Raw genomic sequence first — 26,431 nt, 5'->3', positions numbered from 1 at the left:
GCCCAGGGCCCGCCCGTCACGTCACTTCCCGGGCACGTCCTGGTGGAAGTACGGGTCCTGGCCCGCGATCCGGTAGCCCTCGAGACCGGGACCGGAGTCGACCGTCAGGTCGCAGCCGGGTCCGGGCACGGCGCGGTTCCAGTGCACGTACGCCTTCACCTGCGGCAGCGTCGGCGCGACCTCCGGGATGGCGGTGTACCAGTCGCGCTGCCTCTCGGGCCGCTTCGGATCGGGGGCGGTGGAGAACTCGGAGAGCATGACGGGCTTGTCGGCGGAGATGTTCTTCCGGAGCCAGTCGTAGCCGGGGCGCTGGCTCCTGTCGAAGTCCAGCCAGTTCGGCGACTTGTGGCAGAGGTAGTAGTTGTACTGGTCCATGCCGATCCAGTCGACGTAGTCGTCGCCGGGGTAGAGCTGTTTCATCAGGGTGGCGTTGCCGAGGTAGCCGGAGACGGTCCACACCCACACCACATTGGTGACGCCCAGCTCCTCGAAGCGGTCACGGACGTGGCGGTAGGCGGCGACGTACTCCTGCGGGGTCCCGGCGCCCTGCTCGATGCGGAAGTCGGCCTCCTGGTCGAAGGAGAAGAAGACCCGCTTGCCGTACTCCTTGAGGCGGAGGGCCTGCGGGTCGATGACGGAGCTGTCGTACGCCCCCGAGGCGATGTTCTTCCACCCGAGCTGTTTCTCGGTCCAGTTGGCGTGGTGCTTCTCGGTCCACACCGTGGACTCCCAGGCCAGCATGAGGAGCCGTTCGCGGCCGAGTTCCCGCTCGTCGGGGGTGAGCAGTTCGCCGTCGGCCTTGCTCCCCGACATGTCGTGGTACGTGTAGACGAGGTCGAGCTTGCGGCCGATCTTCTTCTCGAAGGCGTACACCGGCCGGGTGAGCGAGCTGTTCTCGTCGTGCGGGATGTACGCGCCCCACCAGGCCCCGCACGGTGCGACGAGCGAGGTGTCGGGGGCACAGCGGTCGTCGTCCTCGGTGAGGGTCGACCAGACCCCTATGCCCGCGGTCAGCGCGCCGACGGCGGCCAGCGCGACGGCGATCCGGGTCCAGGGGCCGCCCTGGGAGTGCCGCCCGGTCACCGCCCCCCACCGGGCCTTCGTTTACGGAACCGGGGGAACCCCCGCGAGCCGTCGGCCCTGGCGCCGTCCCGCTCGACGGCGCCGCGCGTGGCGGCCGGCAGCGGTACGCCGGGCAGAGTGGCGGCGACGCTCACGAAGAGGGCGAGGACGACGAGGAAGACCGTCAGGGAGAAGGACTTCGTCAGGAACAGGGTGGTCGCGGCGAGGGTGGCCACGGAGAGGCTGACGGGCGCGGCGAGCGCCAGGGCCTCCAGGCGGGCGCCGGGCCGCAGCCCGAGGGGCTGCGGGAGCATCAGGGCGAGACCCGGCGCGAGGACGACGAAGGCGAGGACGGGGATCCAGCGCAGCGGGGAGCCGCCGGGGAACGCGGTCGCGGCGAGGGCGACCCATCCGGAGGCCGCGAGGGCGGCTCTGCGCTGGACGCGCGGGGTCAGACGTGGGTGGGCCATGGCGTATCTGCTCCTCGTGCGTGTGGTCTGCGGCGGGACGTGCCGGGAGGGGTGTCAGCCGCCGGTCGTGGGGCGGTAGCGGAGGACGAGCCCGTACCGGCTCTCCTCCACGACCCCGAACAGCGGGGAGCTCTTGAGCGCCTCCCGGAGGGTGTCGAAGCCGCCCTCCGGGAGGTAGCCCTCGCCGATGACGGCCTCGCCCTGGGTGGGGGTGAGGATCACGTAGGCCGGGCGGCCCTCGGGGATGCCGCCGGCGAGGTAGCCGGCCGGGTCCTTCAGCATGCGGAGGTTCTCGTCGACCTCCTGCTCGGTGAAGAACCAGCGCTCGTAGTGGTCGTAGCGGTAGTAGGAGTCGGCGAAGGCGCCGGTCGCGGCGAGGATCAGTGCTCCCTCGGGCGCCCGGTCGAAGGCGCGGCGGGTGAGCGCGGTCTCGCCGGGCGGCGCGTAGTGCATGCCTTCCTTGCCGTAGTACGAGGGCAGGAAGCCGGCGAGCATGGCGACGAGGGTGACGGGCAGGGCGACGGCGGCCGTGCGGCGGGCGATCACGGCGGCGCGGCTCACGGCCCCGGCGGCGGGGACGAGCGCGGCGGCGGCGAAGAAAGCGGCGCCGGGCAGACCGAAGAGGTAGACGCGGAAGATCATCTCGCCGCCGTAGTCGTTGACGGCGAACATCGGGAGGGGTGCGGCGGCGGCGAGCACCAGCGGCAGGGCGCTGCGGGCCAGTTTGCGGCGGAGCAGCACGGCCGCGGCGGCGAGCCCGGCAAGGCCGAGGACCATCAGGACGTTGGCGCTGCCGACCAGTTCCGGGCCGGGGCCCGTGGGGTCGCCGGCGAAGCCGGGGCGGGAGTTGCCGAGGAGGTCGCCGGCCTTCTCGCGCAGGGTGCCGAGGGTGTCGAGGAAGAGTTCCCGGCCCATGGTCAGGTTCCAGACCAGCATGATCAGGCCGGTGGTGGCGAGGAGCCCGAGGTTGCGGTAGCGGCGGGTGAGGCAGAGGGCGAAGAGACTCGCGCACAGCATCACGGGCGTGAGCTGGTGCGAGGCGTTGATGGTGGCGATGATCGGGACGAGGAAGAGGACGGCGACCGCCCGCTGCCGGGTGGTCGTGGGCGGCGGTACGGACGCGGCGGCCGGGTCGAGCGCGGAGCGGTCACGGAGTGCGCCCGCCGAACCGGGCAGGACGAAGTGCCGGACGACGACGGCGAAGACGGTGAGGTAGAGCAGGTAAGAGAAGCCCTGCGGGGAGAGGTAGTCCTGGCCGACCCAGTTCGCCAGCTGGAAGATCCACACCCCGGTCCACACGAGCCGCCAGTCGTCGCTGAACGTGCGGTAGACGAGGATGAGGACGGGCACGGTGAGCAGGCCGAGCGCGACCGGGGCCCAGTTGATGAACGAGGCGGCGGCATCGACGCCGAAGGCGCGGACGAGCGCGGCGTCGAGGGAGAAGAAGCCGGGCCACTGGTCGTAGGCAGACATGCCGCCGGAGAGCTCGCGCCCGGGGTGGACGGTGCCCTCCGTGAGGAGCCTGCTGATGATCGCGTCGTGCTTGGACGCCCAGGCGTAGCGGACGGTGTCGTAGAGGATCGCGGGCGGCGCCTTGAGGGCGACGAGCATCGCCGCGCAGTAGGTGGCGGGCCAGAGGGGCGCGGTGCCGGCACGCCGCAGGGTGATGACGAATCCGCAGGTCAGGACGGCGAGGGCGGCGTAGAAGCTGAGGGGGAAGCGGTCGAGGAGGCCGAACTCCTCGATGCTCCGGAAGTCGATGCGGGGCAGTGCCCACAGCCAGAGCGCGGCGGCGAGGACGAGGGGGGGCAGGTCGAGGGCGGCCGGGGAGCGGAGCGCGGCGGCGGGGCCGGTCCGGCGGCGGGGGGCCGGGGTTTCGCCGACGGTCTGTTCCCCGGCTTCGCGCTCCATGGCCTCCCGGCCCCGCGCGGAGGGCTGCGACGGCACGCCGTCGCTCCCGGTCACCGGTGTTGATGGCACATGGTGCTGCACGACGGCTCTCCCCCCACGCTCCCCTTGGCGAAACAAAGGAACGTACTTCGGTTATGTACGCACATTCAACTCCCTTCCTTCGGAGGAGAGTTGATGATCTTGGCAGGCGGTGCGCTCAGCCGGCGAACTCGGGTCCCCCGAGCAGGGTGCGGGCCCTGCGGTACATCCGCCAGCCGACCGTGGGCAGCGAATCCCGGTACGGGGCGGTCTTCGCGCCCCGTCCTTCCATCCACCGCTCGACGTCGGCGGCGGTGTGGGTGCGTCGCACGATCAGCCGGGCGATGCGGTAGATCTCGTCGCTCCCCGAACTCAGCGCGTGCCGGACGGCGACCGCCGAGGTGTAGCCGGCGGCCGCGGCGGCCCGCCGGACGGCGGGGCTGTTGTAGCCGTGCGGGTAGGCGAGGTGCCGTACCTCGTGGCCGAGGGTGTCCTCCAGGACCGCCTTCGACTCGCGCAGTTCGCGCCGGAGGACGCCCGGGGCCAGGGTGTCGAGCTGCGCGTGGGTCGCGGTGTGGCCGCCGACCTCCATCCCGTACTCCTCCAGGCGCGGGGCCTGCGCGAGGGTCATCATCGGCGCGGGCGGCAACAGGCAGGGCCGGCCCCGGGTGATGGCCCCGGTGGTGAGGTACGCGGTGGCCGGCAGGCCCCGGGCGGCGAGCGCCTCGGCCGTCGGCCCCACCAGGTCGGCGAAGCCGTCGTCGAAGGTGATGACGGCGGGCCGGTCCGGCAGCGGGGCCCCGTCGGCGAGGTGCGCGGCCAGGGCGCCGACGGTGACCGGGTGCCGGCCGCTGGCGACGACCGCGTCGAGCTGGGAGGCGAACTCCCGTGGTGTCACCGTGAATTCGGCGATCCAGTCCGGGGGGTCGTCCATCACGGCGTGGTAGAGGAGCACGGGGATCCGGGCGGGCAGGGGGACTCCGGTCATCGGGGGTTCCTTCCCTTCCGGGCCGCGACGCGGGCCTTCGCGTATCCGATCGGGCCGTAGAGCATGCCGCGTCGCTCCAGTCGGGAGAGGCTTCGGGGCCAGGGGTGGTGGTGGCTGCCGTGCTCGCCGGGGACGCCGCCGGTGCTCTGCGCGTGGGGCTCCCCGCGCTGGGCGGTCATCGTGCGGGCGTACGCGAGGCCGCGCGGCAGCCGGGTGAGCAGCGCGGGCAGCAGGCGGGGGCTGCGGACGAGGGTCGCGGTGAGGTACGCGGTGAGGCCGGCGCCGTAGCTGTACGCCTGGTTCCGCAGGTCCTGCCAGGTGTCGCGGTGGTGGTGCCAGACGAGGGCCTCGGCGGTGTACCTCAGGCGGAAGCCCGCGGAGAGGACGGCGACGAAGGCGTACAGGTCGTCGCCGCCCTTCGCCGCCGTCCCGGTGCCGGTCGCCGGGTCGAAACCACCGGCTCTCCTCAGTGCGTCCGTCCGGAAGGCCATGTTCGCGCCGGAGCCGAAACTGCCCGCCGTGAAGGGGAAGAGCGGCTCGTCGGCGGGCGGCCTGGCCGGGTCGTACAGGCGGGGTGCGAAACCCTTCGCGAAGCCGCCGTGCGATTCGAGGAGGACCTGGGCGGGGGTGGACAGCCGGGCGGGCAGGATCAGGCCGGTGACGCAGCCGAGGTCCGGATCGGCGGCGAACGGCCCGGTGAGCGCGGCCAGCCAGTGCGGGTCGGCGATGACGTCGTCGTCGGTGAAGGCGAGGACGGTGCCGTCGGCGGCGGCGAGCCCGGTGTTGTGGGCGACGGCGAGACCGGGGGTGTCCTCGCGGACGTACCGGACGCGGTCGGCGTACTTCCCCGTGACGAGGTCGTACGTGTCCGTGGTCCGGGGCGCGTTGTCGACGACGACGATCTCGAAGTCCGGGTGGTCCTGGGCGAGGAGCGAGTCGAGGGCGCGGGCGAGCTGCTCGGGGCGCTCGCGGGTGGCGACGACGACGGAGGTACGGGGCGGGGGTCCGGCGGGCACCGGCTCCGACCGGGCGGCGAGCCGCTCGGCGTCGCCGCGGGGCCCGGCCTGCGCGAGCCGCTCACGGGCGAGCGCGCCGAGCACCTCGGCGGGGTCCTCGCCCTCCGCTACGGCCCCGATGACGGTGGCGGCGGGCCGCCCCCGGAGCCGTACGAGCGCGTACACGTCACCGCCCACGAGCGGCGGCCCGCCGGGCGCGGACCGGAGCGACAGGACGTTCCCGTCGGGCGCGTCGAGATCGAGCTCGGCGACGGAGATGGCGCGGGGCGGACGGCTGCTCAACGGGGTCCCCTCGGGGAAACAGGGAGGTGGGGAGGTGGGGAAGCGGGAAGTACGACGACGGGGACGGACGGTGCCCACCGGAACGACGGCCGCGGCTATCGGTGGCCCCGCAACCGGGCGACGCCGTTGAGCGCGGACCTGGCCCGGGCCGCGAGGGCGGGCCGGTTGCGGACGAAGCTGTGGGCGCGGCGGGCGGGCTCGCGACCCAGCCAGTGCAGGGCGGCCCGGGCGCCGGGGACGAAGACGGCCCCCTCGGTCACCGTCAGCTCTCCGGTCTTCAGCGCGTCCTTGTACTCGGCGTCGCCGCGCCCCAGGTCCAGCATCCCGATCCCGGCGCCCGCCGCCGCCTCGGCCATCCGCAGGTGCAGCACGAGGCCGGGTGAGTACTTCGCGAACTCGGTTTCGTACGAGGGGAACCAGCAGGACAGCACGGTCGCGGACCGCAGCCCGAAGTGCGCGGCGATCGGCCGTTCCCCCACGTACAGCACGGACAGGACGCCGGAGCAGCCGGGCGTGCGCTGCTCGTGGAGACGCCGGACGAGGGTGTTGATCCACTCCTTGGCGAAGCGGTCACCGCGCCCGGTCCTGCGGTACTGGGCGGACTTCCACTCCATGAGGGTGCGCAGGGCCGCCGGGTCGCGCTCGTCGAAGACGAACCGCACCTCGCCGTCGGCCTGGCGGGCGAGCCGGCGTTCCTTGGCGAGGGTGGTCTTGAGGAACTTGGGCGACTGGACGCGCAGCAGCGCCTCGTAGGCCGCGTACCCCTCGCCGACGTCGATCACGGGCGAGGCGAAGGACTCGGTGGCGGCACCGGCGAAGACGGGCTGGCCGTCCTCCAGGTTGTCGAACTCCCACATCGCGATCCCGCAGGCGCGGAGCACCGCGCGCGCGCCCGGCCGCAGACCGGACGGCAGGATGGCGCCCTGGCTGTCGGAGACGCCGAAGCCGATGGCCCGGCCCTGCCCCAACGGCCCCTTCTCGAAGGGGAAGAAGCCGACCGGCTCGTCCCCCTCCCACCACACGGCGACCCGCGACCGGGGCCGCACCTCGGCCACGGCGCGGGTGAACTCCGGTTCCATGAAGGGGTTCGCGGGCGCACCGGACTTGGCCCGCAGTTCCCGCCACGCCTCGACCTCGCGCTCGCCCAGCTCCCCCGGCCGCACGACCCGCACACGAAAAGCACTCACCTTGCCGACCCCCCGGTCCAACCCCCTGAGTACCGCCAGGACAGGACGGTACCGGTCCGGAACCCCGCTCGGCAGGCGTACGCGGTGTTTGCGCCGGGCGCCGGGCGCGAACCTGACGGCGCCGGGAGCGGCGGAGCCGGTCGTCGTCCGCCTGACGGTCCGCGCCTTGTCAGGACACGGGCGCGTCCGGCTACGGCTTCCGCTTCACCTCGGTGATCCGTATGTCCTGTGCCACGGGGGCCCCGAAGGGTTCGGCGGTCGTCCCGCGGGGGGTGGTGGTGACCTCCAGGGCCAGGTTGTCGTTCATGCTCATCTCGCGGAGGTCGATCCGGGCCTGGGGCTTGCCCCCGTGGTCCGGCATCCGGTGGATGCTCTCCGGCAGGTAGTCCAGGGTGATCAGTTTCTTCCGCAGTTCCGCGTACTCGGCCGGGACCGCGCCGTCGAACGCCTTCCGGATGCGTTCGGCGTGCGCGTCCCCGACGCACTTGTCGACGGAGGCCAGGGGCACTTCCTCGGTGGACCGGGACCTCGCGAGCTCGTCGGCGGGCGGCTCGGGGGCGTCCGAGGGGAGCGGGGCCGGGACCGACCTGGGGACCTCCGCCGGCTCCTCCTCCGGCCCCACTGTCGCGGAGAGGTCGTCGTCCGCCGGGAGGGCGGGCAGCTCGGGCATGGTGCCCGGCGCGCACGTGTCCATGATGCGGGTGAGCAGCGCCAGGGCCCGTACCTCCGGGTCGGGGTGCGTATCCAGAGCGTCCGGCGGGATCAACCGCGTGGGCGTGGGCGTCGGCGTCGCCGAGGCGCCGACGCCCACGGCGGACGCCTTGGCATGGGTCCTGCCGGAGGGGTCCTCCGTGCCGCAGGCGGTCAGGGCCATGCTCCCGAGCGCGGCGGCCAGGACGATCTTCGCGAAGCGGTTCGGAGTTCTCATGCGGGAATCATGCGATCGGACGGCCTTCGCCCACATGAGTACCCGTACTCAACAAGTGGCGTGATCAACTGGACTGTTACTTATAACTTCTGATCTCTCGTCAGTCCGTCAGGCGACACGGACGCCTGCCCGCCAGACCTCCGTCACCAGCGGCACGCCGGGCCGGTAGGCCAGGTGGACGTGGGACGGGGCGTCCAGGACGGACAGGTCCGCGCGGGCGCCGACCGTCAGGCGGCCCACGTCCGTGCGGCGGAGGGCCGCCGCGCCGCCGGCCGTGGCCGACCAGACCGCCTCGTCGGGTGTCATGCCCATGTCCCGTACCGCGAGCGCGATGCAGAACGGGACGGACGAGGTGAAGGACGAGCCCGGGTTGCAGTCGGTGGAGAGGGCCACCGTCGCACCCGCGTCCAGGAGGCGGCGGGCGTTCGGCCACTGCGCCCGGGTGGAGAACTCCGCGCCCGGGAGGAGGGTCGCCACCGTCGACGAGTGCGCCAGGGCGTCCACGTCCTCGTCCGTCAGGTGCGTGCAGTGGTCCGCGCTCGCCGCGTCCAGCTCCACCGCCAGCTGGACGCCGGGGCCGTACGTCAGCTGGTTGGCGTGCACCCGGGGGTGGAGGCCCTTCGCCCTGCCCGCGGTGAGGATCGCGCGGGCCTGGTCGCCGTCGAAGGCGCCCTTCTCGCAGAAGACGTCGATCCAGCGGGCGTACGGGGCGCAGGCGTCCAGCATCTCGCCCGTGACGAGGTCGACGTACGCGGCCGGGTCGTCCGCGTGGTCCGGGGAGACGATGTGCGCGCCGAGGTACGTCACCTCGTCGGTGTGCGCGGCGGCGATGCGCAGCGCGCGGGCCTCGTCCTCGACGGTCAGGCCGTAGCCGGACTTCGTCTCGAAGGTGGTCGTGCCCTGGCGGAGGGCTTCGCCGAGGTAGCGCGTCAGGTTGCGCTCCAGGGCCTCGTCCGTCGCCGCTCGGGTCGCCGCGACCGTCGTGCGGATGCCGCCCGCCGCGTACGCCTGGCCCGACATGCGGGCGTTGAACTCGGCCGTGCGGTCGCCCGCGAAGACGAGGTGGGAGTGGGAGTCGACGAAGCCGGGGATCACTGCCCGGCCGCCGGCGTCGACCCTGTTGTCAGTGGCCGGTGCTTTGCTGGATTCACCGACCCAGACGACTCGGTCGCCGTCGATGACGACGGCCGCGTCCTGGATCAGACCCAGGGCACTGCCATCACCGAGGGAGGGATCGTTCGTGACGAGGCTGGCGATGTTGACGATGGCGGTGGCGGCCGTCGCCACGGCGCTGTTCGCGCTCGTGGGGGCGGAGATCGCCGCCGGGTTGTTCGTCGCCGCGGGGCCGGTGTTCATGAGAGGTTCCTCCTTCAGCCGTGCAGGGCGGCGATCGAGTCGGCGAGGGCCCGGCCGACGTCCGGTACGGACTGGTGGACGCCGTCCCGTACGACATGGCGGCCGCCCACGACCGTGTGCCGGACGTCCGCTGCCGACGCTGCGAATACCGCCGTCTCGGCTGCCAGACGCGGTACCGGTCCCGCTGTCCTGACCGAGTCGAGGGCGATCGTCGTGAAGTCGGCGAGCGCGCCCGCCTCCAGGGTGCCCGCGTCGGGCCGGCCGAGGGCCGCGTGGCCGTCCGCCGTCGCCGCGCGGAGGAGGGCCGCAGCCGTCCAGTGGCCGCGGGTGCGGGTGCGCAGGCGCTCGTTCAGTTCCATGGCCCGCGCCTCCTCCAGGAGGTCGACGACCGCGTGGCTGTCGCTGCCGAGGGAGAGCGGGGAGCCGGCGCGCTGGAGGGCGACCGCCGGGCCGATGCCGTCGGCGAGGTCGCGTTCGGTCGTCGGGCACATGCAGGTGCCGGTGGTCGACGAGCCGAGGAGGGCGATGTCCCCGTCCGTCAGGTGGGTGTTGTGGACGCCCGTGGTGCGGGGGCCGAGGACGCCGTGCTCGGCGAGGAGCTGGGTGGGGGTCATGCCGTGGGCCGCCAGGCAGGCGTCGTTCTCGGCGGTCTGCTCCGACAGGTGGACGTGGAGGGGGGCCTGCCGGTCCTGGGCCCATCGGGCGACCGTGGCCAGCTGGTCGGCCGGGACCGCCCGTACGGAGTGGATGGCCGCCCCGATCCGTACGCCGTCCCGCTCCTTCAGGGCCGAGACCCGCTCCGCCCAGGCGTCCGCCGTGCCGTCGGTGAAGCGGAGCTGGTGCCGGTCGGGTGCGGCGCCGAAGCCGGAGGAGAGGTAGGCGGTGTCGAGGAGGGTGATGCGGATGCCGGCGTCGGCGGCGGCGGCGATCAGGGCCTCGCCCATGGCGTTGGGGTCGGTGTACGGGGTGCCGCCGGGCGCGTGGTGGAGGTAGTGGAACTCGCCGACGGCCGTGATGCCCGCGAGGGCCATCTCCGCGTACACGGCGCGGGCGAGGGCGAAGTAGCTGTCGGGGGTGAGGCGCTGGGCGACGGTGTACATGACCTCGCGCCAGGTCCAGAAGGTGCCGGAGCCGACCTGGACGGTGCCGCGCAGGGCGCGGTGGAAGGCGTGCGAGTGGGCGTTGGCGAGGCCGGGGATCGTGAGGCCGCGGAGGACGACGGCGCCGGGGGGCGGGGCGTCCACCCCGGTGCGTACGGCGCCGATACGGCCGTCCTCGGTACCCGCGGCGGAGCCGCTGGTGGACACGGTCAGGGCGACGCCCGGCTCGACGTTCGTGTCGAGCCAGGCGTGTTCCAGCCAGTACGTCGTCAGCGGCACGCCAGCTCCTCCAGTACGTCGGCGAGTGCGAGGACCCCGGCCGCGCAGTCGTCCTCGGCCGCGAATTCGGCCGGGGAGTGCGAGACACCGGTGGGGTTCCGTACGAACAGCATGGCGGTCGGGATCGATTCGGACAAAATACCCGCGTCGTGGCCCGCGCCGGTGCCGAGGACCGGGACCTTCCCCGTGGTGCCCAGGATCCGGGACAGCTCGTCGCGCAGGGTGTGCGAGAAGTCCACGACCGGGGTGAAGGACTCCCGGACGACCGTCAGGTCGATGCCGTGGCGGTCGGCGTACGCCCTGGCCTCCGCCTCGACTCCCGTGACGACCTTGTCCAGGGAGTCCTGGTCGGCGGCGCGGGCGTCGAGCCAGCCGCGGACCATCGACGGGATGGCGTTGACGCCGTTGGGTTCGACCGCGATCTTGCCGAAGGTGGCGACGGCGCCCGCGAGTTCGGCCTCGCGGCGGGCGGCGAGGACGGTCTCCGCGTAGGTGAGCATCGGGTCGCGGCGGTCGACGAGCCGGGTGGTGCCGGCGTGGTTGGCCTCGCCGGCGAAGTCGTACCGCCAGCGGCCGTGCGGCCAGATGGAGGAGGCGATGCCGACGGGGTCGCCGGACAGGTCGAGGGCGCGGCCCTGCTCGACGTGGAGTTCGACGAACGCTCCGATGCGGGCGAGGCGTTCGGGGTCCGGGCCGATCCCCGAGGGGTCGTACCCGGCCGCCTCCATGGCCTGCGGGAGGCTGGTGCCGGACGCGTCGCGGAGCTCGTACGCCTGCTCCTTCGTCAGCCGGCCCGCGGTGAGGCGGGAGCCGACGCAGGCGAGGCCGAAGCGGGCGCCTTCCTCGTCGCCGAAGTTGGTGATGGCGAGGGGGCGCTTGAACGAGACGCCACGGGCGCGCAGTTCGTCGAGGGCGGCGAAGGCGGAGACGACGCCGAGGGGGCCGTCGAAGGCGCCGCCGTCGGGGACGGAGTCGAGGTGCGAGCCGGTGACGACGGCGTCGCCGGCCGCGGGGTCGCCCAGCCAGGCCCACTGGTTGCCGTTGCGGTCGGTCTCGACGTCCAGGCGGCGGGCCTCGGCCTGCATCCGGAACCAGAGCCGGCAGTCGGTGTCGGCCTCGGTCCAGGCGTAGCGCCGGTAGCCGCCGGAGGCGGCGCTGCGGCCGATGGGCCGCAGCGACCGCCACATGGCGTGGAAGCTGTCGCTCACGCCGAGCCTTCCTCGGAGCCGCTCTCGGAGCCGCCCTCGCGCATCGGGACGCGGACGCCCTTCTCGTCGGCGACGCGCTCGGCGATGTCGTATCCCGCGTCGACGTGACGGATGACTCCCATGCCGGGGTCGTTCGTCAGGACGCGGCGGATCTTCTCGCCCGCGAGCTTGGTGCCGTCGGCCACCGAGACCTGCCCGGCGTGGATGGAGCGGCCCATGCCGACGCCGCCGCCGTGGTGGAGGGAGACCCAGGAGGCGCCGGAGGCGACGTTCACCATGGCGTTGAGCAGCGGCCAGTCGGCGATGGCGTCGGAGCCGTCGAGCATGGCCTCGGTCTCGCGGTACGGGGAGGCCACCGAGCCGCAGTCGAGGTGGTCGCGGCCGATCGCGAGGGGCGCGGCGAGGGTGCCGTTGCCGACCATGTCGTTGAACATGTCGCCGGCCTTGTCGCGCTCGCCCTGGCCGAGCCAGCAGATGCGGGCGGGCAGGCCCTGGAAGTGGACGCGCTCGCCGGCCATCTTGATCCAGCGGTGGAGCGATTCGTTCTCCGGGAAGAGGTCGAGGATCGCCTTGTCCGTCTTGTGGATGTCCGAGGCCTCGCCGGAGAGGGCGGCCCAGCGGAAGGGGCCCTTGCCCTCGCAGAACAGCGGGCGGATGTACGCCGGGACGAAGCCGGGGAAGGCGAACGCGCGGTCGTAGCCGGCGAGCTGGGCCTCGCCGCGGATCGAGTTGCCGTAGTCGAAGACCTCGGCACCCGCGTCCATGAAGCCGACCATGGCCTCGACGTGCTTCGCCATCGACTCGCGGGCCCTCACCGTGAACCCGGCCGGGTCCTTGGCGGCGGCGGAGGCCATGTCCTCGAAGGCCACGCCGGCCGGGCAGTACGAGAGCGGGTCGTGGGCGCTCGTCTGGTCGGTGACGATGTCGATCGGGGCGCCTTCGGCGAGCATCCGCGGGAGCAGTTCGGCGGCGTTGCCGAGGAGGCCGATGGAGAGCGGGCGGCGGGCGTCGCGGGCCTCGGTCGCCAGGGCGAGGGCGTGGGCCAGGTCGTCGGCCTTCACGTCCAGGTAGCGGTGCTCGATGCGGCGCTCGATGGCGCGCGGGTCGACGTCGATACAGATCGCGACGCCGTCGTTCATGGTGACGGCGAGCGGCTGGGCGCCGCCCATGCCGCCGAGTCCCGCGGTCAGGGTGATCGTGCCGGCGAGGGTGCCGCCGAACTTCTTCGCGGCGACGGCGGCGAAGGTCTCGTACGTGCCCTGGAGGATGCCCTGGGTGCCGATGTAGATCCAGGAGCCGGCGGTCATCTGGCCGTACATGGTGAGGCCGAGCTGCTCCAGGCGCCGGAACTCCTCCCAGTTGGCCCAGTCGCCGACCAGGTTGGAGTTGGCGAGGAGGACGCGCGGCGCCCACTCGTGGGTCTGCATGACGCCGACCGGGCGGCCGGACTGGACGAGCATCGTCTCGTCCTGCTTGAGGGTGCGCAGGGTGCGGACCATGGCGTCGAAGGAGCGCCAGTCGCGGGCGGCCTTGCCGGTGCCGCCGTAGACGACGAGCTTGTCGGGGTGCTCGGCGACCTCGGGGTCGAGGTTGTTCTGGAGCATCCGGAGGGCGGCTTCCTGCTGCCATCCCAGGGCGCTCAGTTCCGTACCGCGTGCCGCTCGTACGGGGCGGGGTCCTGACATGGCGGTGCCTCCTCGAATGTCGTTCAGATATTCACATCCTGGCGTCATGAATAGATGTAGTCAACAGGGCCGCTCTCACCCGTCCCGGTGACGACATCGACGAGGATGGGCCGCATGGCCTCCTACCGTCGTGATCTCGCCGTCCGAGCCTCCGTCGACCAAGGACTCCTCTCCGCATCCGAACCGGTCGTCGCCCTCCTCGACACCGCCGGCATCCGCGCCTCGGCCACCGCGCTGACCAGCGCGTTCGCCGCCGTCACCGACGCCCACGTGCTCCACGCCTTCGCCGTCAAAGCCACCCCGCTCGTCCCCGTCCTCCGGCTGCTCCACGAGGCCGGACTCGGCGTCGAGGTCGCCAGCGCAGGCGAGCTGGCCCTCGCGCGCGCCGCCGGGATCCCGCCCACCCACACCGTCCTCGACTCCCCCGCCAAGACCCCCGCCGAACTCCGCCAGGCCCTCGCGCTCGGCATCGCCGTCAACGCCGACAACCTCCAGGAACTCGCCAGGATCGACGCGCTCGTCGCCTCCGCACCCACCGCCTCGCCCCTGGGCCTCCGCGTGAACCCGCAGGTCGGAGCCGGCGCCATCGGCGCCCTCTCGACCGCCACCGCCACCTCCAAGTTCGGCGTGACGCTCCGCGACGAGGGAGCCCGCAAGGCCGTCGTCCAGGCCTGCCTGGACCGGCCCTGGCTGACCCGGCTGCACACCCACACCGGGTCCCAGGGCGTCCCCCTCGCCCTGATGGCCGAAGGGGTCGGAGAGGCCTACGCCCTCGCCGAGGAGATCAACCACGCGGCGGGCCGACAGCAGATCGACACCCTCGACATCGGCGGCGGCCTGCCGGTCAACTTCGACTCCGACGAGGAGACGCCGACGTACGCGGAGTACGCCCGGCTGCTCGCCGACACCGTCCCCGGGCTCTTCGACGGCCGCTACCGCCTGGTGACCGAGTTCGGCCGCTCCCTGCTCGCCAAGCACGGCACGGTCCTCGCCCGGGTGGAGTACACCAAGACCTCCGGGGGCCGCCCGATCGCCGTCACCCACGCGGGCGTGCAACTGGCCACCCGTACGGTCTACGCCCCCGAGTCCTGGCCGCTGCGCCTCCTCGCGTACGACTCCGAGGGCCGCCCCCGCACCGGGGAGACCACCGTCCAGGACGTCGCGGGACCCGCCTGCTTCGCCGGGGACCTGCTCGCCACGGGCCGGGAGCTGCCGCTGCTCCACCCGGGCGACGTGGTGGCGGTCCCGGACACCGGCGCGTACTACTTCGCCCACCACTACGCGTACAACAGCCTGCTCCGGCCCGGCGTCCACGGCTTCACGGTGGCCGACGACGGGGCGGTCACCTTCGCGACGGTACGGACGCCCCAGACGCTCGACGAGATCGTCGTCGAGTCGGGAGGGGCGCACGCGGACGCGCTCGTGCGGTAGCGGCTCGTGCGGTGGCGGGGCGGCGGCGGACCGGACGACAGCGGGGCGCCAGGCGGCGGGCCGACGGCCCGTCCGGTAGCGGTGGTCCGGCGGCCCGGCTTCCATGAAGCCATGACTGGAACCGGTACGGACACCACATCCGTCGTCGTCGAGCGCCGGGTCGCGGCCTCCCCCGGGCGGGTCTGGGAGACGATCACCGACCTGCGGGACATGCCCCGCGTCCTCTCGGGCGTCGAGAAGGTGGAGGTCCTCACCGAGGGCGGCTTCGACGTGGGCACCCGCTGGCGCGAGACCCGGCGGATGCTGGGCAAGGAAGCGACGGAGGAGATGACCGTGACGGAGTGCGAGCCGCCCGACCGGTACCTCACCGTCGCCGACTCGCACGGCATGCACTACGTCTCCGAGCTCATCCTCACCCCCGACGGCAGCGGGGGCACCACACTGCGGATGACGTTCTCCGCCCGGCCCGCCCACGGCCGCGCCCCCGGGTTCGTCACCCGGCTGCTCACCCGCTTCGGCACGAAGGCCGTCGCCAAGGCGCTCGCGAAGGATCTGTCCGACATCGCGAACGCCGTGGAGTCGCGCATCTGATCATTCCGATCAATTCTCGCCGAGCACTGGCATGTTCCGATGGAAAATGCCAGAACGCCTCCCCCGGCGCGCTGCGTTGAGTAACGTCACCGTCACTGCCGTACGTTCGCACGCCGCATCGGGAGGGGAACCCGCGTGCCCGGAATCGACGAGTGCCTTCTGGAGGCCATGGCCCTGCCGGGCGCTCGCGGAGCCTCCCTGGTCGACTGGACCAGCGGGCTCGCCCTCGGGACGGCGGGTGACTCACCGGTCGGGGACCACGAGACCACGGCCGCCGAGACCGCGGAACTCGCCCGCTCGGCGGCCGAGTTCGACTCGTTCGTGGCGGCGGGCGAGGGGCCGGGGGACGGGCCGCCCGTCGAGGACCTGATCGTCACCACCCGCGCCGGCTACCACGTCCTCCGCTTCGTCGAGACCTCCTTCGACAGCAGTGTCTTCCTGCACCTCTGGCTCGACCGCGAAACCGGCAACCTCGCCCTCGCCCGGATCCGGCTCCGCGACCTCGCCGAGAGGCTGGTCCTCGGATGAGCGCCGTCGCCACCCCCGTCTCCCCGATGCTGGTCCGGCTCGCCGCCGAGAAGGCCACCGGCGCCCTGCTCCGCGACCACGGCACGCTCTATCTCGTCGACGGCCGGGTCGTGCACGCCGAGAGCCCCGCCGCCCCCGGCGTCGACGTCCTCCTCACCACCGGCGGACGGCTGCCCCGCGAGGGCTGGGACGAGGCAGTCGACCGGGCCGGCGCCCACCGCGCGGTCGGCCGCTTCCTCGTCGACAGCGGCCGGCTCCACGACGGCGAGCTGGAGATCTGCCATCTCGGCGCCGTCTTCGACGCGGCCTTCTTCGCCCTCTCCCCCACCAGCGGACCGACCCGCTTCCGGTACGGGGTGGGGCACTGGTTCGGGACGGTGCGGCCGGTCTCCGCCGAGGCCGTCGAACGCGAGACGGTACGCCGACGCGAACTCCTCGACGCCGTCTGGCCGTACGCCGCCGTGGACACCGCCCCGGTGGTGCCGCGCCCCGCCGCCCCCGGCCAGACCGTGGGGACCCGTCAGCGCGCGCTGCTCGCCGCCGCGGACGGGAAGCGGACACCGGCGGAGCTGGCCCGGCTGCTCGGCCGCCCCGCCTTCCACACCCTCCTCGACGTACGGCGGCTCGCCGCCGCCGGGCTCGTCGCGACACCGCTCGACCCCGGACCCGACCCCGCGCCGCCGCCCCCCTTACCGGCGCTGCCGGTGGCCGATCCCGACATCGCCCTGCTGCGCCGGCTCCGTGACGCCCTGGAGGCACACCTGTGATGAGGCGTGCCCTGCGCCTGCGCGCCGAAAGGAAACAGCTCATGACGGCAGAAGCCGAGGTCCTCGGCGAGCTCAGACGGCTGCGGGCCCGGCTGCCCCAGCTCACCGGGGCCCTCGCGGCCAGCGCCGACGGGCTCGTCCTGGCCCACGACACCGTGGACGGCGAGGCTTCGAGCGTCGCCGCGCTGACCGCGGCCGCGCTCGGCGTCGGACAGCGGCTGACCGACTCCACCGGCCAGGGCCGCTTCCGCGAGCTGCTCGTACGCGGTGACAACGGTTACGTCGCCACGTACGCGGCGGGCGCCGCCGCCGTCCTGACCCTCCTCGCCGAGCCCCGGATCAACGTGGGGCGGCTCCATCTGGAGGCCCGCAGGTCCAGCGCCCGGATAGGCGAGCTCGTCGACGGCGCGCTCGACCGCAAAGACCTGATCTGACGCACAGTTCCGAACACCCGAGAAGGAAGAAGTACGACACCATGGCGAACACCGAGACCTCCCTCAAGGAAGCGGCCTCCATCGACGGCGCGATCGGCGCGGCCCTCGTCGACTACACCAGCGGAATGGCGCTCGGCACCATCGGCGGCGGCAAGGAACTCGACCTGAACGTGGCGGCGGCGGGCAACACCGACGTCGTCCGGGCCAAGGTCCGGGCCATGGAGATGCTGGGGCTCGACGACGACATCGAGGACATCCTCATCACCCTCGGCAAGCACTACCACCTGATCCGGCTGCTCAAGGGACGCGGCACCAACGGCCTCTTCCTCTACCTGGCCCTCGACAAGGGCCGGGCGAACCTGGCGATGGCCCGCCACCAGCTGAAGAAGATCGAGAACGAGCTGGAGGTCTGACCCCGCCCGCACGCCCGGGGCCTACTCGACGAACAGGCCCCGCGCCGCCGCCTTCGTGTCGAACTCCTCCAGACGCGCCTGCGCGTCCGGGAGTTCGTCGGCCATGGCCTCCAGGAGGACCCGGCCGAGCATCATCGGCGCGCAGGCCGTGTCGAAGGCGAGCCCGGTGCCGACGGCGGCCGGGATCAGCAGGTCGCTGTGGGCGGCGACGGGTGCGAACGCCGACTCGGCGACGGTCACGACCGTGAGCCCGGCCGCCCGCGCGTACTCCAGGGCCTCGACGACCTCGCGCGGATGCCGGGGCAGCGCGAAGCACAGCAGGGCCGTGGCCCCGGCCCGTACGGCCGCGTCGACACGATCGTCGAGCATCGATCCGCCCTCGTCGAGGAGCCGGACGTCGGGGTGCACCTTGGCGGCGAAGTAGGCGAAGCCACGCGCCTGCGAGGAGGCGGCCCGCAGCCCGAGGACGGGCAGCGGGCGGGAGCGGGCGAGCAGCCGTCCGGCCCGTTCGACGGGCGCGGGGTCGGCGAGCAGTCCGGCGAGGTGCCGGAGGTTCTCGATCTCGGCGAGCACGGCCTGCTGGTACTCGTTGAGCGCCTCGCCCCCGCCCTCGCCGCCGGGCTCGGGCGGCGCGACCTCGCGGAGGTGGCGGCGGAGCGCCGGGTACCCGTCGAAGCCGAGGGCGACGGCGAACCGGGTGACGGAGGGCTGGCTGACCCCGGCGAGCTCGGCGAGCTCGACGCTGGACAGGAACGGCACGTCGGCGGCGCGCCGCACCATGCAGTGCGCGATCCGCCGCTGGGTCGGCGTCAGCCGGTGCCCCTCGAAGAGCGCCTGCAGCCGGCCGGCCGGGCTGTCGCTCATTGCCGCCCCCCTCATCTATTCACCCACCAATGACTCTGCATAAGGATATGCAGCCGGGTGGGCGGAGGGCCAGCGTCGCGGTGACGGGCAGGACGGCCCGTCCGGAGGAACGGGCACGGGAGAGGCGGGGAAGTGTGGCGCGGGGACCGCCGCACCCCCGTTGCCGGGGGGCGGGACGACGGCGGTCCCCGCGAGGGACACGGGCCCGGGTCAGGGCCGGTCTCCGCGTCCGCGACGTCTGTGGAGGCCCGGGAGCCGCTCCGGAAGTCCGTGACGCCGACAACCACCAATGTGCCGGACGCGTGTTAAGCGGGTGCTGCTGCCACGTGTCGCGCTCGTACCAGTTGCGCGAAGGGGCCGTTACACGTACTACTTCGCGCCCCCGTTGGCCAGGAAGGCCAGCAGGTCCTGGCGGCTGACGACACCCGTCGGCTTGCCCTCGACGAGGACGATCGCCGCGTCGGAGGACTCGCCGAGCACGGACATCAGGTCGGCGACCGGCTCGCCGGAGCCGACCTGCGGCAGGGGCGCGCTCATGTGCCGCTCCAGCGGGTCCTCCAGCGAGGCCTTCTTGGTGAAGAGGTGGTCGAGCAGCTCGCGCTCGACGACCGAGCCGACGACCTCGGCGGCCATCACGTCGGGGTGGCCCGCGCCGGGCTTCACGATGGGCATCTGGGAGACGCCGTACTCGCGGAGCACCTCGATGGCCTGGCCGACGGTCTCGTCCGGGTGCATGTGGACGAGGGAGGGCATGACGCCCTCCTTGTGCCGCAGGACGTCGGCGACGGTGGCGGTGGAGGTGTCCTCCAGGAAGCCGTGGCCGGCCATCCACTCGTCGCTGAAGATCTTGGACATGTAGCCGCGGCCCGAGTCCGGCAGCAGGACGACGACGACGTCGTCGGGGCCGAGCTCCCTGGCGACCTCCAGGGCGGCGACGACCGCCATGCCGCAGGAGCCGCCGACGAGGAGGCCCTCCTCCTTGGCGAGGCGGCGGGTCATCTGGAACGAGTCCTTGTCGGACACGGCGACGATCCGGTCCGTGACGTTCCGGTCGTAGGCGGTGGGCCAGAAGTCCTCGCCGACGCCCTCGACGAGGTACGGACGGCCGGAGCCGCCCGAGTAGACCGAGCCCTCCGGGTCGGCGCCGATGACCTTCACGGAGCCGCCGCTGACCTCCTTGAGGTAGTTGCCGGTGCCCGAGATGGTGCCGCCGGTGCCGACGCCCGCGACGAAGTGGGTGATCTTCCCGTCCGTCTGCTCCCAGAGCTCGGGACCGGTGGTCTCGTAGTGGGAGCGCGGGTTGTTCGGGTTGGAGTACTGGTCGGGCTTCCAGGCGCCGGGCGTCTCACGGACGAGCCGGTCCGAGACGTTGTAGTACGAGTCCGGGTGCTCCGGGTCGACCGCGGTCGGGCAGACCACGACCTCGGCGCCGTACGCCCGCAGCACGTTGATCTTGTCGAGGGACACCTTGTCGGGGCAGACGAAGATGCACTTGTAACCCTTCTGCTGGGCCACGATCGCCAGGCCGACGCCGGTGTTGCCGGACGTGGGCTCGACGATGGTGCCGCCGGGCTTCAGCTCACCGCTCTGCTCGGCCGCCTCGATCATCCGCAGGGCGATCCGGTCCTTGACCGAGCCTCCGGGGTTGAAGTACTCGACCTTGGCCAGGACGGTCGCCTGGATACCCGCTGTGACGTTGTTGAGCTTCACCAGCGGGGTGTTGCCGACGAGGCTGATCATCGAGTCGTGGAATTGCACCGTAATCTCCGGGGTCTCCGTAATGGTGTGGCCAGCGTATGCGTAGTCGGAGCGGGTTACGGGGCAGTTAGACCTGGAACGGCTTGAAGGAGGTGACGGCCCCATGTCGAGGGCGAGGGTGGCGCGGCGGATCGCGGCGGGTGCGGCGTACGGCGGCGGGAGCATCGGGCTGCTCGGGGTCGCGGCCGTGGGCGTGCTGCTGGCCGAGATGCAGCTCGCGAAGCGGACGGTGGGCGGCGGGGCGGCTCCGCTGCCGCCCGGCGCGGACGGTCTGTACGGCCGGGCGTTCGGTACGGACGACCCCCTGCGACTCGCCCTTCTGGGTGATTCCACGGCGGCGGGCATGGGGGTCCGCCGGTCGGGCCAGACACCGGGCGCACTGCTCGCCTCGGGACTCGCGGCGGTCGCGGAGCGCCCGGTGGTGCTGCGGAACGTGGCGCTGTCGGGCGCGCGCTCGGACGACCTGGAGCGCCAGGTGTCCCTGCTGCTCACCCAGCCCCTGGGGCCGCCGGACGTGTGCGTGATCATGATCGGGGCGAACGACGTGACGCACCGGATGCCGCCGACCGAGTCGGTACGGCTCCTGGCGACGGCGGTACGGCGGCTGCGGACGGCGGGCGCGGAGGTGGTGGTCGGGACCTGCCCGGACCTGGGGACGATCGAGCCGGTGTACCAGCCGCTGCGCTGGCTGGCCCGGCGGGCCTCCCGGCAGCTCGCGGCGGCGCAGACGATCGTGGTCGTGGAGCAGGGCGGGCGGACGGTGTCGCTCGGCGACCTCCTCGGCCCCGAGTTCGCGGCGAACCCGCGCGAGATGTTCGGGGTGGACAGCTTCCATCCCTCGGCGGAGGGGTACGCGACGGCGGCGATGGCCGTCCTGCCGACGGTGTGCGCGGTGCTCGGCGTATGGCCGGAGGCCGACCGCCTCGAACCGGCCCGGCGGGAGAACATGCTGCCGGTGGCGAAGGCGGCGGCCGAGGCGGTGCGGGAGGCGGGCACGGAGGTGACGGGGGCGCGGGCGCCGTGGGCGCTCCTGAAGCACCGGCGCCGGCGGAGGCTGCCGGCGGCGGAGACTCCGGAGCCGGCCCCGGAGGACGCCCAGGCGTAACCCCGGCGGCCGCGGCCCACGCCCACCCCGCTGGGCGGCGCCTACCCCGTGGTGGGCAATCGTCCGCCAGGGGCGATTGCCCACACGGGGGTGGGGCTGGCCCAGGCGGGTGGGCGCCCGGCCCAGCGGGACGATTGCCCACACGGGAGGTGGCGGCCGTCCCAGGTGGGTGGGCGCCCGGCGCAGCGGGGCGGTTGCCCACACGGGGAGCGGGCGCGGGCGGTTGCCCGCACGGGGGTGGTGGCCGTCCTGACGGGTGGGTGCACGCCCTGCGGGCGAGGGCCCGGATCGGGTATGACTGAGCGCTCGCTTAGAAAAGAGGTCCGCGTCACACCGTCTGGGCGGTGACCCCTGCGGTACGTACGGGTAACTTCCCTTTCAGTCCGCTCACTCCGCACCCTCATGGAGCCGTGATGCCCGAAGCCGTGATCGTCTCGACCGCCCGTTCGCCCATCGGCCGCGCCTTCAAGGGCTCCCTGAAGGACCTGCGGCCCGACGACCTCACCGCGACCATCGTCCAGGCCGCCCTGGCGAAGGTCCCCGAGCTCGACCCGCGCGACATCGACGACCTGATGCTGGGCTGCGGTCTGCCCGGCGGCGAGCAGGGCAACAACCTCGGCCGGATCGTCGCCGTGCAGATGGGCATGGACCACCTGCCGGGCTGTACGGTCACCCGTTACTGCTCCTCCTCGCTGCAGACCTCCCGGATGGCGCTGCACGCGATCAAGGCGGGCGAGGGCGACGTCTTCATCTCGGCAGGCGTCGAGATGGTGTCCCGCTTCGTGAAGGGCAACTCGGACTCGCTGCCCGACACGCACAACCCGTTCTTCGCCGAGGCCGAGGCCCGCACCGCCGAGGTCGCCGCCTCCGAGGGCTCCACGTGGCACGACCCGCGCGAGGACGGCGTCGTCCCGGACGCGTACATCGCGATGGGCCAGACCGCCGAGAACCTGGCCCGGCTCAAGGGCATCAGCCGCCAGGAGATGGACGAGTTCGGCGTACGGTCGCAGAACCTCGCCGAGCAGGCCATCAAGAACGGCTTCTGGGAGCGCGAGATCACCCCGGTGACGCTCCCGGACGGCACGGTCGTCTCCGCGGACGACGGCCCGCGCGCCGGCGTCACCCTGGAGGGCGTGCAGGGCCTCAAGCCGGTGTTCCGCCCCGACGGTCTGGTCACGGCCGCCAACTGCTGCCCGCTGAACGACGGCGCCGCCGCGCTCGTGATCATGTCGGACACCAAGGCGCGCGAGCTGGGCCTGACCCCGCTGGCCCGCATCGTGTCCACCGGCGTCTCCGGCCTCTCCCCCGAGATCATGGGCCTGGGCCCGGTCGAGGCGTCGAAGCAGGCCCTCAAGCGCGCCGGCCTGACCATCGGCGACATCGACCTGGCCGAGATCAACGAGGCCTTCGCCGCGCAGGTCATCCCGTCCTACCAGGACCTGGGCCTGGACCTGGACAAGGTGAACGTCAACGGTGGCGCCATCGCCGTCGGCCACCCCTTCGGCATGACCGGCGCCCGCATCACCGGCACGCTGATCAACAGCCTCCAGTTCCACGACAAGCAGTTCGGTCTCGAGACCATGTGCGTCGGCGGCGGCCAGGGCATGGCCATGGTGATCGAGCGGCTGAGCTGACCACCGGGCGGGCGGGTCAACCGCACCGCGTCCGAGCCGTGACCGAATCTCCCCCAGGATGTGACCTATATCCCGGGGGAGTTCGTTTTCGCAGGTCAGAGCCATTTCGGGACTAAACACCTGGCAGAAATACCTGTCCAATTCGTGACGTAATGCACTGACAGCGAGCCCCACCCCAGGACAAGCTGATGTAGGAAGTCGGGGGATCGACTCGGAATCGGGAGTACGTCAGTGAGCACCATGCCTCTTGCCCTGCTGCTGACCGCGGCCGCTGCCACGGCCGTGGGCGCTGCCGCCCTGCATGCCGTCCACGGTCTCCGCAAGCAGGTCACCGCCCTGCGGAACGAACTGGCGGCCGGTCACGGCGCCACCGTTCCCGCGGCGCGCTCCGCCACGCCCGCCGCCGAGATACGGGCCGCGGTCACGGAGGCACTGGCCGAGGAGCGCGAGCGCGAGCTCGCCGAGGCGCGGGCCTTCTGGGCCGCGCAGGAGGCCCGGGACGCGGCCGACGCCCCGTCCCTGCTCGGCGGCCTCGGCGGTCCGGTCGACGACGGCTCCTTCTTCGTGCCGCGCCAGACCGACTTCGTGGGCCTCGAGGCGATGGCCCTGGAGGCCATGGAGGCGGAGGCGGCCTCGCTCGACGGCCCCGACGCGCTCGACGCGCTCGACGCCTTCGACGAGTACCCGGAGGACTCGGCGGAGCTGGCCGCGGCCCGCCGCCGTCACCCCTCGCACCCGGACTTCGTGCCGGTGCAGACGCCCGTCGTCACCGACCACGAGCGGACGGTGGCCCGTCTCGAGGAGCTGGCCGACACCCGCACGGCGCTGACCGACGTGCGCCCGGGCCCGCTCGGCACCCTCGACGTGTACGTCTTCGCCGACGGCACGACGCTCTGCATGACCCCGGGCCACCGCGAGACCGCGGAGCGCCTGGCGGAGGCCCTGCGCTCCGGTCGTACGCCGGTGCTGCTCGGCGGCTCGGGCGTCTCGGGCGCCTTCGCCCTCACCTTCTCGTACGGCGAGTCGGACGAGGAGAACGTCTACATCCTGGCCGACCGCGTCATCGCCTCGCTGTAAGCCCCGGGCGTAAGTCCCGGCGCAAGCCCCACGCGAGCCCCCGGCAGGAGCCCTCCACGGACGGAGGGCTACAGCCCCGAGCGCTCCGCCGCCTCCCGTACCAGTTCCACGGCCTCGCCCAGTTCCCCCTCGCGGGAGTCGGCCGGGGCCGTCCGCAGGATCTCGGCCAGGTCGTTCCCGGCGACGACGAGCTGGTCGGCGACGGTGAAGACCCCCGCGTCCGGCATGGTCCTCGGCTCCCCCTCCGGGTCCTCGGCGCGTTGCGCCCGCACCGCGAGCTCGCGGGCGAGGGCAAGCCCTTCGGCCGCCGCGCCCCGCTGGAGACGGCTCTGCGGGGCGGCCCGCAGCCGGTCGGCGAAGCGCTCGACGGCGGCGGTCAGTTCACTCGTATCGCGCACCCCGTGACCCTACGCGCCGTCCCGGCCCCCTTGCCAACGGGCGAACACTTCGGCACGGTGACGTGAAGGAGTACGAGGAGCACACGGTACGACGCGTCCGGAGGCGCCGATGTCCCACACATTCTCCGAAGAGACCCACCGCAACATGCTGGCGCGGATCCCGCGCCGCACCGGTCGTGAGATCGCCGACTGGATGCGCACCGTCGAGGAGGGCCCTTCCCTCCTGCGTTTCGAGGACCGGGTGAACTGGCTCCGCGGGGCGCACGACCTGGCGTACGGCCACGCGAAGGCGATCCTGCACGAGTACGACCTGCGGCGGGCGGCGCGCAGACTGCTCTGAGCCGCACCCCGGCCCGCCCCCCGGCCGCCCACAGTCACTTCACGTGCCGGCCGAGGAAGTCCCGGACGAGTTCCGCGATCTCCCCGCCGTGCGTCTCCAGGGCGAAGTGCCCGGCGTCCAGGAGGTGGATCTCGGCGTCCGGCAGGTCGCGGGCGAAGGCCTCCGCGCCGGCGGGCCCGAAGATCTCGTCGCCGCGCCCCCAGGCCGCGAGCAGCGGCGGCCGGTGCGTGCGGAAGTACTCCTGGAAGGCCGGGTAGCCGTCCAGGTTGAACTGGTAGTCCCAGAACAGCTGGAGCTGGATCTCCTTGTTGCCGGGCCGGTCGAGGCCGGCCTGGTCGAGGGTCCAGGTCTCGGGGGCGATCCGGTCGAGCCGGTCGGCGGGTACGCCGTGGGTGTACTGCCAGTGAGTGGCCTCGGCGGTCAGCAGCTTCCGCACCCCGGCCTCGTTCGCCTCGCGGTCCGCGGCGTGGGCGAAGAGCACGTCCCAGAAGGGCGTGAAGCCCTCCAGGTAGGCGTTGCCGCTCTGGCTGACGATCGCGGTGACCCGCTCGGGCTGCCGGGAGGCGATCCGGAGGCCGATGGGGGCCCCGTAGTCCTGGATGTACAGCGCGAACCGCTCGACGCCGAGCCGGTCGAGCAGCTTCAGGGTGATCTCGGTCAGCTTGTCGAAGCTGTACGGGAAGTCGTCGACGGCGGGTGCGGCGGAGGCGCCGAAGCCGATGTGGTCGGGGGCGATCAGGTGGTACGTGTCGGCGAGCTCGGCGATCAGGCCCCGGTACATGTGCGAGCTGGACGGGAAGCCGTGCAGCAGGACGAGGGTGGGGTTCGCCGGGTCGCCGGCCTCCCGGTAGAAGACGTCGAGCCCGTCGACGGTGACGGTGCGGGCGCGCTGGGCGAAGGCGGACATGGCTGAATCCCCGTTTCCGGCAGGTGGATCCCGGTCGAGAGAACGATCGTTCTCCCGATGCCCTGTAGGCTACGAGAACGATGGTTCTCCACGCAAGGGGTGATCGGACGATGGACGCGGAAACCGCCGGACCGAAGGTGCTCGACACCGCCGCGCGGCTCTTCGACGAACGCGGGGTGCAGGCGGTCGGCATGGACGCCATCCGCACCGCGTCCGGGGTCTCGCTCAAGCGGCTCTACCAGGTCTTCCCGTCCAAGGACCTGCTGCTCGAAGCCGTCCTGCGGCGCCGTGACGAGAGCGTCCGCGCCGCCCTCACCGCCCACGGCGCCCAGGTCGCCGACGGGCCGTACCAGCGGGCGCTCGCGGTCTTCGACTGGCTCGCCGGGTGGTTCGCGGAGCCCGATTTCCGGGGGTGCGCCTTCATCAACACCTTCGGGGAGCTCGGCGGCGTCACCCCGTCGGTGGCCGCCCTCGCCCGCGACCACAAGGAGGCCCTGCGGGCGTACTTCGCCGAGCAGACGGACGCCCTCGGCGCCCCGCCCGTCCTCGCCGACCAGCTGTCCCTGCTCGCCAACGGCGCCATGGCCGTCGCCGGCATCACCGGCTCCCCCGAACCGGCCGCGCAGGCGAAGGCGGCCGCCCGTGTCCTCCTGGACGCCGTCCACCAGGACTGACGCGCCCCCGGCACGCGGAA

At 72.8% G+C, this 26,431-nt stretch carries 26 protein-coding genes; 11 read left to right on the top strand and 15 right to left on the bottom strand.

The window, feature by feature from the left end:
• Positions 1-21 precede the first annotated feature (21 nt).
• From ACFWUY_RS05655 to hutU, 11 genes are all read right to left on the bottom strand, one after another.
• A complete protein-coding gene (locus ACFWUY_RS05655) occupies positions 22-1,083 on the bottom strand; it encodes a glycosyl hydrolase (RefSeq protein WP_384102347.1) in 1,062 nt (353 codons plus the stop codon).
• A complete protein-coding gene (locus ACFWUY_RS05650; protein ID WP_384102345.1) occupies positions 1,080-1,532 on the bottom strand; it encodes a hypothetical protein in 453 nt (150 codons plus the stop codon). The genes ACFWUY_RS05655 and ACFWUY_RS05650 overlap by 4 nt, the downstream gene beginning before the upstream one ends.
• Before the next feature lie 54 nt (positions 1,533-1,586).
• Positions 1,587-3,479, bottom strand: a complete 1,893-nt coding sequence (locus ACFWUY_RS05645; protein ID WP_384102342.1) for a hypothetical protein — start codon at positions 3,477-3,479, stop codon at positions 1,587-1,589.
• Positions 3,480-3,639: 160 nt separating this feature from the next.
• Positions 3,640-4,449, bottom strand: coding sequence for a polysaccharide deacetylase family protein (locus ACFWUY_RS05640; RefSeq protein ID WP_384102340.1), 810 nt, complete (start codon positions 4,447-4,449; stop codon positions 3,640-3,642).
• The gene (locus ACFWUY_RS05635) at positions 4,446-5,747 is read right to left on the bottom strand and encodes a glycosyltransferase (RefSeq protein WP_384102337.1); all 1,302 of its coding nucleotides are present in this window, start codon (positions 5,745-5,747) and stop codon (positions 4,446-4,448) included. The genes ACFWUY_RS05640 and ACFWUY_RS05635 overlap by 4 nt, the downstream gene beginning before the upstream one ends.
• 95 nt (positions 5,748-5,842) lie before the next feature.
• Positions 5,843-6,934 carry a GNAT family N-acetyltransferase gene (locus tag ACFWUY_RS05630; protein ID WP_384102335.1) on the bottom strand — a complete coding sequence of 364 codons (1,092 nt, stop codon included), beginning with the start codon at positions 6,932-6,934 and terminating at the stop codon, positions 5,843-5,845.
• Between the two features lie 190 nt (positions 6,935-7,124).
• Positions 7,125-7,862 (bottom strand): hypothetical protein, encoded by a 738-nt coding sequence (locus ACFWUY_RS05625; RefSeq protein WP_384102333.1) that lies wholly within the window; start codon positions 7,860-7,862, stop codon positions 7,125-7,127.
• 108 nt (positions 7,863-7,970) lie between these two features.
• Complete coding sequence (gene hutI, locus ACFWUY_RS05620) at positions 7,971-9,218, bottom strand: imidazolonepropionase (RefSeq protein WP_384102331.1); 1,248 nt, start codon at positions 9,216-9,218, stop codon at positions 7,971-7,973.
• 14 nt (positions 9,219-9,232) lie between these two features.
• Positions 9,233-10,597 (bottom strand): formimidoylglutamate deiminase, encoded by a 1,365-nt coding sequence (locus ACFWUY_RS05615; RefSeq protein ID WP_384102327.1) that lies wholly within the window; start codon positions 10,595-10,597, stop codon positions 9,233-9,235.
• Positions 10,588-11,784 (bottom strand): allantoate amidohydrolase, encoded by a 1,197-nt coding sequence (locus tag ACFWUY_RS05610; RefSeq protein WP_384102416.1) that lies wholly within the window; start codon positions 11,782-11,784, stop codon positions 10,588-10,590. The genes ACFWUY_RS05615 and ACFWUY_RS05610 overlap by 10 nt, the downstream gene beginning before the upstream one ends.
• Before the next feature lie 17 nt (positions 11,785-11,801).
• A complete protein-coding gene (gene hutU, locus ACFWUY_RS05605; RefSeq protein WP_384102325.1) occupies positions 11,802-13,490 on the bottom strand; it encodes a urocanate hydratase in 1,689 nt (562 codons plus the stop codon).
• Positions 13,491-13,595: 105 nt separating this feature from the next.
• Here hutU and ACFWUY_RS05600 point away from each other — a divergent pair, with 105 nt between their 5' ends.
• From ACFWUY_RS05600 to ACFWUY_RS05575, 6 genes are all read left to right on the top strand, one after another.
• Positions 13,596-14,921 (top strand): diaminopimelate decarboxylase, encoded by a 1,326-nt coding sequence (locus ACFWUY_RS05600; RefSeq protein ID WP_384102414.1) that lies wholly within the window; start codon positions 13,596-13,598, stop codon positions 14,919-14,921.
• 111 nt (positions 14,922-15,032) lie between these two features.
• Positions 15,033-15,512, top strand: a complete 480-nt coding sequence (locus ACFWUY_RS05595; RefSeq protein WP_384102322.1) for an SRPBCC family protein — start codon at positions 15,033-15,035, stop codon at positions 15,510-15,512.
• A 135-nt stretch (positions 15,513-15,647) separates the two neighbouring features.
• The gene (locus ACFWUY_RS05590; protein WP_384102320.1) at positions 15,648-16,040 is read left to right on the top strand and encodes a hypothetical protein; all 393 of its coding nucleotides are present in this window, start codon (positions 15,648-15,650) and stop codon (positions 16,038-16,040) included.
• A complete protein-coding gene (locus ACFWUY_RS05585) occupies positions 16,037-16,807 on the top strand; it encodes a transcriptional regulator (protein WP_384102318.1) in 771 nt (256 codons plus the stop codon). The genes ACFWUY_RS05590 and ACFWUY_RS05585 overlap by 4 nt, the downstream gene beginning before the upstream one ends.
• 41 nt (positions 16,808-16,848) lie before the next feature.
• The gene (locus tag ACFWUY_RS05580) at positions 16,849-17,241 is read left to right on the top strand and encodes a roadblock/LC7 domain-containing protein (protein WP_384102316.1); all 393 of its coding nucleotides are present in this window, start codon (positions 16,849-16,851) and stop codon (positions 17,239-17,241) included.
• 41 nt (positions 17,242-17,282) lie between these two features.
• Complete coding sequence (locus ACFWUY_RS05575) at positions 17,283-17,654, top strand: hypothetical protein (RefSeq protein ID WP_384102313.1); 372 nt, start codon at positions 17,283-17,285, stop codon at positions 17,652-17,654.
• Positions 17,655-17,675: 21 nt separating this feature from the next.
• Here ACFWUY_RS05575 and ACFWUY_RS05570 read toward each other — a convergent pair whose 3' ends face one another.
• Both ACFWUY_RS05570 and ACFWUY_RS05565 read right to left on the bottom strand, forming a co-directional pair.
• Positions 17,676-18,518: a MurR/RpiR family transcriptional regulator gene (locus tag ACFWUY_RS05570; RefSeq protein ID WP_384102310.1), complete on the bottom strand. Its 843-nt coding sequence runs from the start codon at positions 18,516-18,518 to the stop codon at positions 17,676-17,678.
• Positions 18,519-18,887: 369 nt separating this feature from the next.
• Positions 18,888-20,276 (bottom strand): cystathionine beta-synthase, encoded by a 1,389-nt coding sequence (locus tag ACFWUY_RS05565; RefSeq protein ID WP_384102308.1) that lies wholly within the window; start codon positions 20,274-20,276, stop codon positions 18,888-18,890.
• Between the two features lie 118 nt (positions 20,277-20,394).
• On the opposite strand from ACFWUY_RS05565, the gene ACFWUY_RS05560 reads away from it, so the two are divergent.
• From ACFWUY_RS05560 to ACFWUY_RS05550, 3 genes are all read left to right on the top strand, one after another.
• Positions 20,395-21,381, top strand: a complete 987-nt coding sequence (locus tag ACFWUY_RS05560) for an SGNH/GDSL hydrolase family protein (RefSeq protein ID WP_384102412.1) — start codon at positions 20,395-20,397, stop codon at positions 21,379-21,381.
• 413 nt (positions 21,382-21,794) lie between these two features.
• A complete protein-coding gene (locus tag ACFWUY_RS05555) occupies positions 21,795-23,015 on the top strand; it encodes an acetyl-CoA C-acetyltransferase (protein ID WP_384102307.1) in 1,221 nt (406 codons plus the stop codon).
• Positions 23,016-23,255: 240 nt separating this feature from the next.
• A complete protein-coding gene (locus ACFWUY_RS05550; protein ID WP_384102410.1) occupies positions 23,256-24,092 on the top strand; it encodes a hypothetical protein in 837 nt (278 codons plus the stop codon).
• A 68-nt stretch (positions 24,093-24,160) separates the two neighbouring features.
• On the opposite strand, the gene ACFWUY_RS05545 is transcribed toward ACFWUY_RS05550, so the two are convergent.
• Complete coding sequence (locus ACFWUY_RS05545) at positions 24,161-24,490, bottom strand: hypothetical protein (protein ID WP_384102305.1); 330 nt, start codon at positions 24,488-24,490, stop codon at positions 24,161-24,163.
• A gap of 109 nt (positions 24,491-24,599) precedes the next feature.
• Here ACFWUY_RS05545 and ACFWUY_RS05540 point away from each other — a divergent pair, with 109 nt between their 5' ends.
• Positions 24,600-24,830 carry a DUF4287 domain-containing protein gene (locus ACFWUY_RS05540; RefSeq protein WP_384102303.1) on the top strand — a complete coding sequence of 77 codons (231 nt, stop codon included), beginning with the start codon at positions 24,600-24,602 and terminating at the stop codon, positions 24,828-24,830.
• Between the two features lie 34 nt (positions 24,831-24,864).
• Here ACFWUY_RS05540 and ACFWUY_RS05535 read toward each other — a convergent pair whose 3' ends face one another.
• Entirely contained in the window at positions 24,865-25,737 is an 873-nt protein-coding gene (locus tag ACFWUY_RS05535) for an alpha/beta fold hydrolase (protein ID WP_384102301.1), read from the bottom strand.
• A gap of 110 nt (positions 25,738-25,847) precedes the next feature.
• On the opposite strand from ACFWUY_RS05535, the gene ACFWUY_RS05530 reads away from it, so the two are divergent.
• On the top strand, positions 25,848-26,411 hold the full coding sequence (locus ACFWUY_RS05530; protein WP_384102299.1) for a TetR/AcrR family transcriptional regulator: 564 nt from the start codon (positions 25,848-25,850) through the stop codon (positions 26,409-26,411).
• Positions 26,412-26,431: the final 20 nt, after the last annotated feature.

It is taken from the genome of Streptomyces sp. NPDC058664, assembly GCF_042716635.1.
Lineage (GTDB): Bacteria > Actinomycetota > Actinomycetes > Streptomycetales > Streptomycetaceae > Streptomyces.
Note: the sequence above shows the minus strand (reverse complement) of the source record. Positions and strands in the feature narration are given on the sequence as shown.